This window comes from Kitasatospora sp. NPDC048296, assembly GCF_043201815.1.
In the GTDB taxonomy this organism is placed as follows: domain Bacteria; phylum Actinomycetota; class Actinomycetes; order Streptomycetales; family Streptomycetaceae; genus Kitasatospora.
This window is the reverse complement of the sequence record NZ_JBICZB010000033.1, coordinates 1-13,724: the sequence shown is the minus strand read 5'-3', so window position 1 is coordinate 13,724 and position 13,724 is coordinate 1. Positions and strand designations below refer to the sequence as shown.

Genomic DNA, 13,724 nt, shown 5'->3' with positions numbered 1-13,724 from the left:
CGGCATGAGCGAACAGCAGCAGCACCACCCCGGCGAGCACCACGACCCGTACCAGCCCCGCGTGATAGAGGGCACCGTGCTCGGCGGCGGCACCGGAAGCACCGGGAGCACCGACCCCCGCGCCGGGTACGCCTACCACGAGGACCACTCCGGCGGCAGCTTCGACGGACCGCCCCCTCCCCCGCCGATCCCGCCCGAGCCGCCCACCGTCCTCGGCCACCCCTCGGGCCCCGAGGGCCCCGACCACGGCAGCCGGACCAGGCGCGGCCTGCTGCGCGGACGGCTCGCCCTGGTGACCGCCGTCACCGCGATCGCCGCCGTCATCGGCGGGGTCGCCGGCGGGGTCGTCACCGCCGACCGGCAGTCCTCCGGCAACCGCGTCGGCACCATCGCCAGCCCGGTCGCCGCCCGCTCCGACGGCAGCGCCGACGTGCCGGCCATCGCCGCCGCCGTGTCGCCCAGCGTCGTCCAGATCACCGTCAAGAGCGGCAACGGCACCGCCACCGGCACCGGCGTCGTCCTGAACACCGGCGGCCAGATCCTCACCAACTTCCACGTGATCGACACCGCGGCCAGCGGCGGCCGGATCACCGTCACCTTCAAGGACGGCTCCACCGCGCCGGCCACCGTCACCGGCACCGACAAGAACCTCGACGCCGCCGTGATCACCGCGACCGGCGGCAAGAACCTCACCCCCGCCGTCCTCGGTGACTCCTCCGCCATGGCCGTCGGCGACCCCGTCGTGGCCATCGGCAACCCCGACGGCCTCACCGGCACCGTCACCTCCGGCATCATCAGCGCCGAGAACCGCGACGTCACCGTCCAGCTCGACGAGGGCAGCACCGGCAACAACGGCGGCTTCGGCTTCCCCAACCTGCCCGGCCTGCGCGGCAGCATCCCGCAGCAGCAGAGCGGCGGCGACACCACCACCTACAAGGCCTTCCAGACCGACGCCGCCCTCAACCCCGGCAACTCTGGCGGCCCGCTGATCAACGCCAACGGCCAGGTCATCGCCATCAACTCGGCCATGTACGCCCCCAACGGCGCCAACTCCACCGCCGGCGGCGGCAGCAGCAGCAGCACGGCCGGCAGCGTCGGCCTCGGCTTCGCCATCCCGATCAACGACATCAAGCAGGTCCTGCCGAAACTCGAAGCCGGCCAGAACCTGTGAGCCACAATCCGTAAGAGCCGGTAAGAGTCCGCGAGGCGGACAATTACTCCCAGCAGGCCCTCCACCCGACGAGAAAGGGCACCAGCCCATGACCCCGTCCGCCGACGACCGCACCCCCGCCGAGGCCGGCCACCCCTCCGCCCGGCTCCTCGTGGTCGACGACGAACCCGCCCTCCGGGACGCCCTGGAGAGCAGCCTCGCCTTCGAGGGCTACGAGGTCGCCACCGCCACCGACGGCTACGAGGCGCTGGAGTCCGTCGAACGCGACAAGCCCGACCTCGTCCTGCTGGACATCATGATGCCCCGGATGGACGGCCTCACCGCCGTCCGCCGGATGCGCTCCCGCGGCGACACCGTCCCGGTGCTGATGCTCACCGCCCGTGACGCCGTCGGGGACCGCGTCACCGGCCTCGACGTCGGCGCCGACGACTACCTCGCCAAGCCCTTCGAGCTCGACGAACTGCTCGCCCGCGTCCGCGCCCTGCTGCGCCGCAACGCCCTCGCCGCCGAGGCCGCCGCCCGCGCCGCCGCCGAGGACGAGAGCGAGGTGCTCGCCTTCGCCGACCTGCGGATGAACACCGCCACCCGCGAGGTGACCCGCGCCGGCAAGCCGGTCGAACTCACCCGCACCGAGTTCATGCTGCTGGAGATGTTCCTCTCCCACCCCCGCCAGGTCCTCACCCGCGAGCAGATCCTCAAGGCGGTCTGGGGCTTCGACTTCGAGCCCTCCTCCAACTCCCTGGACGTGTACGTGATGTACCTGCGCCGCAAGACCGAGCAGGGCGGCATGCCGCGCCTCATCCAGACCGTACGAGGCGTCGGCTACGCCCTGCGCCCTGCCGCCGGCACGAGCGCGTGAGCACCGTTCCGCCTCCCCCTCTGGCGCCGCCGCGCGCGCCCGGCCGCCGCACGCGCGTCGTCCACTGGCTACGGTCCCGCTCGCTGCGCGGCCGCCTCACCTTCCTGAGCGCGGCGGCGGTGGCGGTGGCGATCGCGCTGTCGGCACTGGCGTGCTGGTTCATCGTGCACAAGCAGCTGTACGACCAGGTGGAGACGGAACTGCGGAACGCGCCGAACCCACGAGGTGTGTTCCTCCACGTTCCCTGCCCCAGCACGCCCGAGGCGGCCCTCCAGAAGGTTCAGAACTCCACGCCGGAGGTGACCGGCGGGCCCGTCCCCCGGGACACCCAGTACGTCCTGCTGGATCCGACCCAGGTCTGCCTACCATCGATGGCGAGCAACGCGATCGCGATCCAGAAGGACGATGTCCAGGCGCTCCGGTTCAAGAACGGCCAGTCGATCATCCGTGACGGCCGCTACACCAACGGCGATCCCGCGATGGTCCGCATCTCCGTCGTTCGCCCTCCCGGTGCCCCGCCCGTGCTGGTGATGGTGGCGACACCGACCAAATCCATAGAGGACTCCCTCCAGGGCCTCGCCATCCTCCTCGGCGCCGTCTCCCTCGGCGGCATCCTCCTCGCCGCCGTCGCCGGACGCCTGGTGGCCCATTCCTCCCTCAAGCCCGTCGACCAACTCACCGACGCCGTGGAGCACATCGCCCGCACCGAGGAGGTCGGCACCACCATCCCGGTGCACGGGGACGACGAGATCGCCCGCCTGTCCACCTCCTTCAACTCCATGAGCACCGCCCTCGCCAACTCCCGCGAGCGCCAGACCCGGCTGATCGCCGACGCGGGCCACGAACTCCGTACGCCCCTCACCTCGCTCCGCACCAACGTCGACCTGCTGATCCGCAGCAACGACACCGGCCGCCCGCTGCCCCCGGCGACCAAGACCAAGCTGCTCGGCAACATGAAGGCGCAGATGCAGGAACTCACCATCCTGATCGGCGACCTGCTCCAGCTCTCCCGCCCCGACACCCCGAAGGCCGGCCCCAACCTCACCGTGGTCGCCCTGCACGAGATCGCCGGGCGGGCCATCGAGCGGGCGAAGCTGCGCGGGCCGGGGCTGGTCTTCGAGACGAGCACCGAGCCCTGGTTCGTACACGGCGACGCGGCCGGGCTGGAGCGTGCCGTGATCAACCTGCTGGACAACGCGGTCAAGTACAGCCCGCCCGGCGGCACCATCGACGTGCGGCTGCAGCAGGGCGTGCTGACCGTCCGCGACCACGGCCCGGGCATACCGCCGGACGAGCTGCAGTACGTCTTCGACCGGTTCTGGCGCTCCCCCTCCTCGCGCCAACTGCCCGGCTCCGGCCTGGGGTTGTCGATCGTCGCGCAGAGCGTGCGGGAGGCGGGCGGCGAGGTCACCCTCGGCCCGGCCGATGACGGCGGCCCCGGCGCGCTGGCCACCGTACGGCTGCCCGGCGGGCCGGCGCCCGAATAGCGGAAGAGCCCGAACAGCGGAAAACAGGACGGGCGGGGCGCCCCGACAGCGCCCCGCCCGTCCCTCAGGATCGGCTCACGGTCAGTCGATGTCGCTGCCCGGGCCGAGGACCTTGATCCGGTCCTGCGCCGGCGGCTTGAGCGGCGAGGCCGCCGAGCTGTGGGCCGCCAGGTAGGCCGTGAAGACGTCCAGGTCGGAGGCGCCGACGAGCTTGTCGGTGCCGGCCGCGAAGGCCGGGAAGCCGTCGCCGCCGCCGGCCAGGAACTCGTTGGCCGCGACCCGGTACTTGGCGGCCGGGTCGACCGGGGCGCCGTTCAGCCGGATCGAGTCGACGAGGACCCGGTCCGCGCCGGTCTTGCGCATGTCCAGGGTGTAGTGCAGGTTCGAGGACGCCTGGAGCACCTTCGGCGCCGCGTCGTTGAGGCCGCTGACCTGCTGCTGGAGCAGCTGGATCAGCTGGGCGCCGGTCAGCGTCTTGACCTGCATCATGTTGGTGAACGGCTGGACGGTGAACGCCTCGCCGTAGGTCACCACGCCGTCGCCCTCACTCCCCGAGGCCTTGTGGACCAGGTCGGAGCGGATTCCGCCGGGGTTCATGAAGGCCACCTGCGCCCCGCCCTTGGGTGCCGGGGCGAGCCCCTCCAGCTGCGCGTCGGCGATCACGTCGCCGAGCGGCTTCTCCAGGTCGCCGCTGCCGCGGCCGTTGATGTCCGACGAGATGTAGCCGATCGGGCGGTTGGCGATCGGGGCGGCCAGCTTCTCGTAGTGGTTGATCAGCTCCGTCATGTCCGGAGCCTTCTCGACCGTGCGGCGCACCACGTGGTTCTCGGCCTTGACCGAGGGGCGCACGATCTCGCCGGTGGTCTTGTCCAGCTTCATGTCGATCTCGGTGAACAGCCGGCCGAAGGAGGCGGCACTGGTCACCGAGCGCGGCACGCCGTTGGGGTCGGGGATGGTGCAGGCGTACGCGTTGTGGGTGTGGCCGGTGACGATGGCGCCGACCGCCGGGTCGATCTTCTTGGCGATGTCGACGATCGGACCGGAGATGCCCTGGCCGGCCGGGCCGCAGTCGTAGTTGTAGACGCTGCTCGCCGGGTAGCCGCCCTCGTGGATCAGCGCGACGATCGAGTTGACGCCCTTGGCCTTCAGCTCCGCGGCGTACTTGTTGATCGTGGAGACCTCGTTGGCGAACTTCAGGCCCTTGACGCCCTCGGCGGTCACGATGTTCGGCGTGCCCTCCAGGGTGACGCCGATGAAGCCGATCTTCACGCCCTGCGACTTGGTCACCCAGTACGGGGGCAGCAGCGGCTTGCCGGTCTGCTCGTCGGTGACGTTCGCCGACAGGTAGTTGAAGTTGGCGCCCTTGAAGGTGCGGCCGGGCTCGTAGCAGCCGTCGGTCGGGTGGCAGCCGCCCTCCTGCTTGCGCAGCAGCTCCGCAGCGCCCTGGTCGAACTCGTGGTTGCCCACGGAGGTGACGTCCAGGCCGAGCTCGTCCATCGCCTCGATGGTGGGCTCGTCGTGGAACAGCGCCGAGGTGAGCGGGCTGGCGCCGACGATGTCGCCGGCCGCGACGGTGATCGAGTCGTCGGCCGGGATCCGGGCCCGGCGCAGCTCGGTGGCCAGGTACTCGATGCCGCCGGCCGGGGTCGAGACGACCTGACCGGTGGCCGGGTCGACCTCCTTGACCGTGCCGGAGGACCCGGCCGGCGGCTCCAGGTTGCCGTGGAAGTCGTTGATCGCCAGCAGCTGGAGGTTGACGGTCTTGTGACGCTTGGCGTTGGCGTCGGCGGCCTGGGCGGCCGTCGGCACGGCCACCGTGCCGAACAGACCTGCGGCGGCGACGACGGCGAGCGCCGTCCGTCGTGATCTGACGGTGAGCATGAGGGGTCCTCTGCACCTTGGAGGAGCGCCGGGCGGCGGACAGCACCGGCGTTCGGGCATGTGTTGTGCGTGTGCAGCCTAGAGTCAACGCGCGTAGCTGTCAGGGTGTCGGACGTAACAAGACGATTACCTGCTGACGAACCGTCGCCGTCCGAGTGGTGCGCGGACCGCGGAGAAGCCGCCCCCGGCGCCCCGGCCGGGGCGCCGCTCACACCCCCGGCTCGGCCGCCAACTGCCGCTCGGCCCGCACCCGTTCGGCCACCGCGTCCTCGGTCATCGCGCGGTCGGTGTACACCAGCGGCCGCTCGGTCTCGGTGATGATGTGCTTGACCACCTGGACGTTGCCGTTGACGTCCCAGACCGCGATGCCGGGCGAGAGGGTCGGGATGATCTCCACCGCCCAGCGCGGCAGACCCAGCACCCGGCCGGTGGCCCGCGCCTCCTCGGCCTTCTGCATGTAGATCGTCCGGGTGGAGGCCATCTTCAGGATCGCCGAGGCCTCCTTGGCCGCGGCGCCGTCCACCACGTCCGACAGGTGGTGGACCACCGCGACGAAGGACAGGCCGAGCCGGCGGCCGAACTTCAGCAGCCGCTGGAACAGCTGGGCCACGAACGGACTGTTGATGATGTGCCAGGCCTCCTCGACCAGGAAGATGCGCTTCTTCCGGTCCGGCCGGATCCACGTGTGCTCCAGCCACACCCCGACGATCGCCATCAGGATCGGCATCGCGATCGAGTTGCGGTCGATGTGCGAGAGGTCGAAGACGATCAGCGGCGCGTCCAGGTCGATGCCCTCGGTGGTCGCCCCGTCGAACATGCCGCGCAGGTCACCGTCGACCAGCCGGTCCAGCACCAGCGCCACGTCCAGACCCCAGGACTGCACCTCGTCCACCGCCACGCCCAGCGACTCCACCGACGACAGGTCGGGGTTGCGCAGGGTGTCGATGATGTCGTCCAGCACCGGCTGACGATCCTTCACCGAGGCCACCACATGGGCGTGCGCGGCCTTCAGCGCGAACCCGGCCCGCTCCTCCAGGCCGCGCCCCATCGCCACCTCGATGATGGTGCGCAGCAACGACAGCTGGCCGGTCTGGGTGATCGCCGGGTCCAACGGATTGAGCTTCACCCCGCCGTCCCGGGCCGCCATCGGGTCCAGCCGGATCGACTTTATGCCCAGCGCGTCGGCGATCAGGTTCCACTCGCCGACGCCGTCCTCACCCTGCGCGTCGAGCACCACGACCTGGCGGTCGCGGAACCTCAACTGCCGCAGCACGTACGTCTTCTCCAGCGCCGACTTGCCGTTGCCGGACTCGCCCAGCACCAGCCAGTGCGGAGCCGGCAGCTGCTGCCCGTACAGCTGGAAGGGGTCGTACACGTACCCCTTGCCGCTGTACACCTCACGCCCGATGATCACGCCCGAGTCGCCCAACCCCGGCGCCGCGGTGGGCAGGTAGACGGCCTGCGCCTGGCCGGTGGAGGTGCGCACCGGCAGCCGGGTGGTCTCCACCTTGCCGAACATCAGGCTGGTGAACGCGTCGGTGAGGTTGCCGAGCGCCATGGGCGGCCTCCTGGTGCCAGCGGTAGGGGTGGACGAACGCAGTGGGTGGGAAAGCGCGGTGGGTGGACGTGCGCGGCGGTCAGCGGCGGATGCCGGTGGCGAACGGCAGAGTGTTGACGAAGGCCCGGTGGTGCTCGCGGTCGCACCACTCCAGCTTGAGGTAGCTCTTGCCGGCCGAGGCCCGGATGGTCCGCTTGTCGCGGGCCAGCGCCTCGGGGTTGCGCGAGGAGACCGTGATGTAGCCGACCAGGTTCACCCCGGCCGCGCCGGAGGCCAGGTCGTCACCGCGCTGGTCCACCCGGCCGGTGTGGGCCAGATCGCGCGGGTCGACCGTGCGGTTCATCTTGGCCGCGCGGCTGGCCTCCGCCTCGTCGTTGGTCTTCTCGGTCAGCATCCGCTCGATCGCGACGTCGGTGGGCTCCAGGTCCATCGTCACCGCGACCGTACGGATCACGTCCGGGGTGTGCACCAGCAGCGGCGCCAGGAAGTTGACGCCCACCGGGGTGAGCGGCCACTCCTTGATCCACGCGGTGGCATGGCACCACGGCTCCCGGGTCGCCGACTCGCGGGTCTTCGCACTCAGGTACTGCGGGTGGGTCGCGTCCAGCTCGGCCGGCCAGGCGTTGCGCCGGGACATCGCCTGGATGTGGTCGATCGGGTGGTCCGGGTCGTACATCGAGTGCAGCAGCGAGGAGAGCCGGGCCTGCCCCAGCGGCTGGCGCACCCGGATGTCCGCCTCGGCCAGCCGGGCACAGATGTCGGTCAGCTCGCGGGCCATCACGGCCGCCAGCCCGTCGTCGTCCCGGGACGGGCCGCCGGCGGCACGCTTCTCATGGGCACTGCGCCCCATCGCGTGCGCCTCGGCGGCCAGGTCGCGGGTGTAGTGCATGCAGGCCACCAGGTACGCCCGGTGCTGCTCCGAGGAGGTCGACACCATCGACTGCAGCTGGTCGTACGACTCCTTCAGCCAGCGCGGGGAGTCGTGGTCGCCGCGCCGCTCCACGTCCTTGGCGTGCGCGTCCGGGTCGGCCGGCAGGGTACGGGCCAGGATCTGCAGCCGGGTCACGAAGCCGTCCCCGTTGGCGACGTGCTTCAGCAGCGTGCCGAAGCGGTCGACCAGCGCCTCCTGGTCCTCCGAGTCGCGCAGGCCCACGCCCGGGCCCTCGATCTCGATCGCGGCGGTCACCGTCCGCCGCTCCAGGTGCATCAGCACCCCGACCTCGTCCGGCCCGAACGGCGCGGTCAGCCAGCGCAGCCGCCCCACCCCCGGCGGCGGGCCGATCTCCACCTCGCGGCCGTCCATCCGGGTGCCCGCGTCCATCGCTTCCGACCGCCACAGCCCGCGTCCGCTGCGTGCCGTCCGACGGTAGGTGCGGTTGATCTCCACCCACTTGTAGAAGGTCCGCTTGCGGTACGGCACGTAGACCGCCGCGATGGCCAGCAGGGGCAGGCCGAGCAGACCCCCGATCCGCAGCGGCAGGATCGGCATCAGCAGGCCCCAGAGCATCCCGAGGAACGCCCCGAAGATGATCAGCAGGATCTCCCCGGACTCCCGGTTCCTGCCGATCACCGCATTCGGGCGGGCCTTGCCGATCAGGTAGGTGCGGCGCTGGTGCACGTACGGCTGGGCGTACTGGGCACCGTACTGGCCGAGTGGTTCGCTGCTCACTTACCCGTCACCCTCCCTTCGCTGGATTGCTGTCGCGGATCGGAACCGGGGCCTGCGGCGGCCCGGCCTGCGGCGGTGGGGCGGGCGTCCGGCCGGCGTGCGCGGCGATGCCGGGCGCGACCGAACCGCCGCCCGCACCCCCGCCACCCGAGCCGGCCGCCTGCGGACCGCGGTCGCCGTGGGTGGTGATGCCCTGCTTCATCAGGTTCGCGGTGCCGTTGATCATCGCCGAGCCGGCCTGCACCGCGCTGGCCCGGGCCCGACGCATGTTCAGCATCTCGTCACCGAAGGACGGGACGAAGCGGTACACCGCGGCGCTCGCGAAGATCGACAGGAACAGGATCGCCAGCCCGGACAGCACCCGGGAGAAGTCGTCGTTGACCCCGGCACCGGTCGCCACCGCGCCCGCCAGACCCAGGATGATCACGATGATCGGCTTCGCCAGGTCCACCGCCAGCATCATCCCGGCCCAGCGGCGCACGTGCTTCCACAACTGCCGGTCCACCAGCCCCGCGTACACCGCCGTCCCCAGCAGCGCGCCCACGTACAGCATCGCCGCCCGGATCACCAGCTCGATCCAGAGCACCGCCGCCGCCAGCACCGCGACCAGCGACACTATGACCAGGATCAGCGGGCCGCCGCCGACGTCCCCCTTCTCCAGGGTGTCGGCGAACCCGCCCAGGTACGTCCCGGTGTCCGACTTCGTCCCGACCGCGATCGCCTTGGTCAGCCCGTCCGTCACGCTCACCACGGTGAACAGGATCAGCGGCGTGAACGCGGAGGCCACCACGGTCAGCCACAGGAAGCCGATCGCCTCCGAGATCGCGGTCGTCAGCGGCGCCCCCCGCACCGCCCGCTTGGTCACCGCCAGCAGCCAGAGCACCAGCGTGATCACCGTCGACACCGCGAACACCACGGCGTACTGCTGCAGGAACGACGCGTTGGTGAAGTCCACCTGCGTCGTCCCGTCGATCGCCCCCGACAGCTTCCGCACCACCCAGGCCGCCGCCTGGGCACAGCCCTTGGCGAGCGAGCCGAGCGGATCGGTCACGTTGTTGACGGTGCCGCTCCCGGGCAGCGAGCCGCCACCACTGGGCGGGGCACAGTAGACGTCGTTCCCGGGGAGCGGGACTCCGGGACAACTCGTGTTGGTGGCCGCGGAACTAGGGGTGGGAGAGGGCTCGGCCATCGCCCGGGTGGCCGTCAGCACTACCGAGAGGGCGCCGAACAGCACCAAACCCGTCACACGGCCGACGGCCCGCCTGACGAGACCCGAGTTACCGTCAGCGGGCATAGCGGAAGCCTCCGAACTGCTCGACGGCACCAGTGATCTCCTCCGCGGTCGCGGCTTGCTGGTCCGGCGGGACAGGTGCCGGACCCGCCACGCGGCTGAAATCGGTGAGCTTCCAGTCAGTCCCGGTCCACCGCAGGCTGAGGCTGAGCGTGAACCACTCCTCGGAGACGGGCTTGGTCGACTGCTGCCCGGCCAGTCCGAACAGGCCGTTGCACCAGACATCGACCTTGACGCTCTCCGCGGTGTAGCCGTTGCTCCTAGCCCCGACCGGGATCGTCCGGCTGACGAAAGTCAGGCCCTTGGGCGGCTTCCCCTGCGTGTCCACGCCGAACCGGGCCGCCGTCTCCGGCGAGAATCCCTGGTCCAGCCGGCTCTGCAGCGCGCCCACCGCCCCCGGGTCGGCGATGGTGGCGATGATGCCGTGGCGGCTGTCGGCGCGGAACATGTCCGCGGAGCCGACCGCCACCGCGTAGTTGGTGGCGGCGGACTGGGCGCCCTGTTCGGTGTGCGGGAAGCCGGAGGCGATGCCGTTGACGGTGGTGCCGACAGGCTGGTCGCCGCTGGGGGGCGGACCGGCGCCGGCGGGGGCGCTGGGGGCGGCGCGGTCGGCGGAGCCGCCGCCGCTGCTGCCGGGGTCGGGTTTGCTGCGGTTGGCGATGGAGATGGCCACGACGAGCAGGGTGACGACCACGAGGACGGTCAGCAGGGCTCGCAGCGGGCGTGACTGACCGAGGGTCGGCGGTGAGGAGGGCTGTTCGCCGACCGGCAGCCGCGTACGGGTGTGCGGCTGGTCGTCGGACAACGGCACGGCGGCCCTCCTGGTGCGGGGAGCCGGGGGCGGCTCCGGGGGCCCTCCGTCCGGGGGCGGGCGCGGACGGGGGGTGGGAACGGGGGTGGACTCCTGGGCGGGTCGGCCACTGGGGAGGTACGGGCGGGAACCTGTCCTCAGGCGGGCCGGCTCACTGCTGTCTGATCGTCAGATCGCCATGCCGTAGACAATGGTGAACAGAGTGCCGAGTGATCCAATGATGAACACGCCGGTCAGCCCGGCAATGATCAGCCCCTTGCCCTGTTCGGCGCCGAAGCTGTCACGCATCGCGGTCGCACCGATCCGCTGTTTGGCGGCACCCCAGACCGCGATGCCGAGGCAGGCGAGGATGGCGACGGCCATGATGACCTCGACCATCACCCGGGCCTCCGACCCGAGGCTCGCGAACGGCCCCCAGTCCGGGGCGATTCCGCCGATGATGGTGTCGATGCTCGGCTTCTTGGGTGGATCGTCGGCCAGGTGGCCGACCGCATAGGTGTGCACGCTGCTCAGATTCATTTCCATCTCACCGCCCGATCAGGCAAATTCAAGGGCCCTGACCCCGCCCGCGCGAAGGGTCGGTGCCTATTCTTGGCCAGATCTGATGTCGACTTGGCTACTTCTCGCGTATTGGTCGTGAGGCACCGGACACGTACGCGAGGATGTCCACCGTACGAAGGATAGCGCTCACTCTTTGTATCTCTGATGATTGCGGTGAGCAACGCCTTCCGGGACACTTCGACTGACGATTCGTCGGGATGGTGCTGATGGTACTCCGGAAGGCCGGTACGGCCGCCGCCGCTGCGGGAGTTGTCGCGTTCGGGTTCGTCGGTCTGGTGACGATGGGGACCTATGCGGCGAGTGGGACGCCGCAGCAGTCGGCGAATCGTTCCGTCCTCTCTCCGGGAACCGTTCCGGCCGCCTACCAGGACGCGATCCAGAAGTGGGGATCGATCTGCCCGGAGATCTCCCCGCCGATGCTCGCGGCGCAGCTGTACCAGGAAAGCGGTTTCGACCCCAAGGCCCAATCCGGCGTCGGGGCGCAGGGAATGGCGCAGTTCATGCCGGACACCTGGCCGGTGTACGCCGCGGACGGCGACGGGGACGGCAAGAAGGACGTCTGGAACCCGTACGACGCGATCGCCACGGCGGCGGTCTACGACTGCGCGCTCGCCAAGGACGTCGCCGGTGTGCCGGGCGACCCGCAGGCCAACATGCTGGCCGCCTACAACGCCGGCCCGTACGCGGTGACGAAGAACAGGGGCATCCCGCCGTACAAGGAGACCCAGGGCTACGTGCGGAACATCCAGGCGATGGCCCGCAGTTTCACCGCGCCGACCGCGCCGGTCGAGGTCTCCGCGCAGTCGGCGGCCGCGATCTACTTCGCGCAGACCAAGCTCGGCACGCCGTACCTGTGGGGCGGTGACGGGCAGCCCTGGCAGAACGGGCGGTTCGACTGTTCCGGGCTCACCGTGGCCGCGTTCGGCAGCGTGGGCATCATCCTGCCCCGGGTGGCCAACGACCAGTGGTACGCCGGCCCGCACCCGTCGCGCGATCAGCTGCGGCCGGGCGACCTGGTGTTCTTCGCGACGGACCTGAGCGATCCGCGGAGCATCCACCACGTGGGGATCTACGTCGGCGGCGGGTACATGATCAACGCTCCGCACACCAATGCGGTGATCCGCTACGACAAGATCGACACCAAGGAGTACATCGGGGCGACCCGGGTCACCTCGGACGGCGCCCAGGCGCTGCCGACCCGCAACGACAACGGCGCGGTCAACGCCCCGAGCCGTCCCGGCACGACGGCCCCGTCCGCGCCCGCCGCCGCCCCGGCGGTCGCCGCCCCGCCCGCCCCGGCGGTCGCCGCCCCGCCCGCGCCGGCCGGGCCGGGCCGACCCGTCGGGGGCGGCTGAGCCCGCCGTCGACCTGTGTGTGCCCTGTGGACGCTGAGTCAAGTTTCCATAACCGCGCGTTTCCGTGGAACGCTGTGCCCCGGCGATGACGTTGGGTCCGGTGGCCCCTCGTCAGCTTTCCGCGCCGGGCGGGCCCCGGCCGAAACGATCAGCTGCTGCGGACCAGAAGGAGGTGCGGCGTGTCGACGCCGCTTGCCGACACGACCAACCCCGACCTCGGCCTGCTCTACGCCGTCAACGGCCTGGCCAAGCGCTCCCCGCAGTGGCTGGACCACCTGGTCTCCTGGGTGGGCGAGTACGGCATCCTGATCGGCCTCGCCATGCTCGGGCTGGTGGCCTGGCTGCAGGCCAGGCGCCGGGCGGACGCGCCGGTGGCGATCGCCGGCCTGCTCTGGGTCCCGCTCTCGGTGGCCGTCGCCGAGCTCGCCAACCTGCCGATCGCCGCGATCGTGAACCGGCCGCGGCCCTTCGTCGACCATCCCGGGCTGCTGGTGCTGGTGGACGGCAAGGCCGGCACCCACTCCTTCGTCAGCGACCACTCGACCATGACGATGGCCGTCGCGGTGGCGCTGTTCCTGGTGAACCGGAAGCTGGGCTGGATCGCCGGGGGCCTGGCCCTGCTGCAGGGCTTCTGCCGGATGTTCATGGGCGTCCACTACCCGACCGACGTGATCGGCGGCTTCGCACTCGCCGTGGCCGTGGTGCTGCTGCTGGCGCCGATCGCGATGGCGGTGCTGGTCCCGTTCTGCCACGCGCTGAGCCGTACGGCGGTCGCCCCGCTGATCCGGGCGCCGGAACGCGGCGACTCGGCCCGCGGCTCGGCCCCGCGCGGCCGTCGGCGCGGTCGCGGGGCGGTGCGTGCCGAGGAGCAGCCGCCGGAGTCGGACCTCGCGGCCTGAGCGTCCAACAGGGGCCTCAGGAGCCTGCCAGGGCCCGCCGGAACCCACCGGAGCCCGTCGACGGGAAGGGGTCCGGTCCGGTCTAGTCCCAACGCCGTGTAGATAGAGCCTGCGGGTTCCGGTCACGGGTCTGGTGTCGTCAGGATGTCGATGCTGATGGTGGCCTTGTAGCTGGTCCGGTC

11 protein-coding genes are annotated in these 13,724 nt (G+C 71.0%); 5 read left to right on the top strand and 6 right to left on the bottom strand.

Annotated features, from left to right (window positions below; all coding sequences use genetic code 11):
- The first annotated feature begins 4 nt into the window (after nt 1–4).
- The 3 genes from ACGF12_RS20480 (at nt 5) to ACGF12_RS20470 (ending at nt 3,517) form a co-directional block, all read left to right on the top strand.
- Nucleotides 5–1,171, top strand: a complete 1,167-nt coding sequence (locus ACGF12_RS20480; RefSeq protein ID WP_393031720.1) for a S1C family serine protease — start codon at nt 5–7, stop codon at nt 1,169–1,171.
- Nucleotides 1,172–1,259: 88 nt separating this feature from the next.
- The gene (locus tag ACGF12_RS20475) at nt 1,260–2,030 is read left to right on the top strand and encodes a response regulator transcription factor (RefSeq protein WP_393031717.1); all 771 of its coding nucleotides are present in this window, start codon (nt 1,260–1,262) and stop codon (nt 2,028–2,030) included.
- Complete coding sequence (locus ACGF12_RS20470) at nt 2,027–3,517, top strand: ATP-binding protein (protein ID WP_393031714.1); 1,491 nt, start codon at nt 2,027–2,029, stop codon at nt 3,515–3,517. Before ACGF12_RS20475 ends, ACGF12_RS20470 begins: the two co-directional genes overlap by 4 nt.
- Before the next feature lie 81 nt (nt 3,518–3,598).
- Here ACGF12_RS20470 and ACGF12_RS20465 read toward each other — a convergent pair whose 3' ends face one another.
- From ACGF12_RS20465 to ACGF12_RS20440, 6 genes are all read right to left on the bottom strand, one after another.
- Nucleotides 3,599–5,398, bottom strand: coding sequence for a bifunctional metallophosphatase/5'-nucleotidase (locus tag ACGF12_RS20465; RefSeq protein WP_393031712.1), 1,800 nt, complete (start codon nt 5,396–5,398; stop codon nt 3,599–3,601).
- A gap of 208 nt (nt 5,399–5,606) precedes the next feature.
- Nucleotides 5,607–6,956: an ATP-binding protein gene (locus ACGF12_RS20460; protein ID WP_393031709.1), complete on the bottom strand. Its 1,350-nt coding sequence runs from the start codon at nt 6,954–6,956 to the stop codon at nt 5,607–5,609.
- A 79-nt stretch (nt 6,957–7,035) separates the two neighbouring features.
- The gene (locus ACGF12_RS20455; protein ID WP_393031706.1) at nt 7,036–8,625 is read right to left on the bottom strand and encodes an SCO6880 family protein; all 1,590 of its coding nucleotides are present in this window, start codon (nt 8,623–8,625) and stop codon (nt 7,036–7,038) included.
- A gap of 7 nt (nt 8,626–8,632) precedes the next feature.
- The gene (locus tag ACGF12_RS20450; RefSeq protein WP_393031703.1) at nt 8,633–9,919 is read right to left on the bottom strand and encodes a hypothetical protein; all 1,287 of its coding nucleotides are present in this window, start codon (nt 9,917–9,919) and stop codon (nt 8,633–8,635) included.
- Nucleotides 9,909–10,727, bottom strand: coding sequence for a hypothetical protein (locus ACGF12_RS20445; RefSeq protein WP_393031700.1), 819 nt, complete (start codon nt 10,725–10,727; stop codon nt 9,909–9,911). The genes ACGF12_RS20450 and ACGF12_RS20445 overlap by 11 nt, the downstream gene beginning before the upstream one ends.
- A gap of 168 nt (nt 10,728–10,895) precedes the next feature.
- A complete protein-coding gene (locus ACGF12_RS20440) occupies nt 10,896–11,246 on the bottom strand; it encodes a hypothetical protein (RefSeq protein WP_393031697.1) in 351 nt (116 codons plus the stop codon).
- Nucleotides 11,247–11,494: 248 nt separating this feature from the next.
- Between ACGF12_RS20440 and ACGF12_RS20435 the strand changes: the two genes are divergently transcribed.
- Both ACGF12_RS20435 and ACGF12_RS20430 read left to right on the top strand, forming a co-directional pair.
- A complete protein-coding gene (locus ACGF12_RS20435) occupies nt 11,495–12,643 on the top strand; it encodes an NlpC/P60 family protein (RefSeq protein WP_393031886.1) in 1,149 nt (382 codons plus the stop codon).
- A 179-nt stretch (nt 12,644–12,822) separates the two neighbouring features.
- On the top strand, nt 12,823–13,542 hold the full coding sequence (locus ACGF12_RS20430; RefSeq protein WP_393031694.1) for a phosphatase PAP2 family protein: 720 nt from the start codon (nt 12,823–12,825) through the stop codon (nt 13,540–13,542).
- The last annotated feature ends 182 nt before the right edge of the window (nt 13,543–13,724 follow it).

Excerpts from the sequence above, each read along its gene's own strand:
- ACGF12_RS20480 (WP_393031720.1), top strand. The coding sequence starts at position 5 with ATGAGCGAACAGCAGCAGCACCACCCCGGCGAGCACCACGACCCGTAC.
- ACGF12_RS20475 (WP_393031717.1), top strand. The coding sequence starts at position 1,260 with ATGACCCCGTCCGCCGACGACCGCACCCCCGCCGAGGCCGGCCACCCC.
- ACGF12_RS20465 (WP_393031712.1), bottom strand. The coding sequence starts at position 5,398 with ATGCTCACCGTCAGATCACGACGGACGGCGCTCGCCGTCGTCGCCGCC.
- ACGF12_RS20460 (WP_393031709.1), bottom strand. The coding sequence starts at position 6,956 with ATGGCGCTCGGCAACCTCACCGACGCGTTCACCAGCCTGATGTTCGGC.
- ACGF12_RS20450 (WP_393031703.1), bottom strand. The coding sequence starts at position 9,919 with ATGCCCGCTGACGGTAACTCGGGTCTCGTCAGGCGGGCCGTCGGCCGT.
- ACGF12_RS20440 (WP_393031697.1), bottom strand. The coding sequence starts at position 11,246 with ATGAATCTGAGCAGCGTGCACACCTATGCGGTCGGCCACCTGGCCGAC.
- ACGF12_RS20435 (WP_393031886.1), top strand. The coding sequence starts at position 11,495 with ATGGTACTCCGGAAGGCCGGTACGGCCGCCGCCGCTGCGGGAGTTGTC.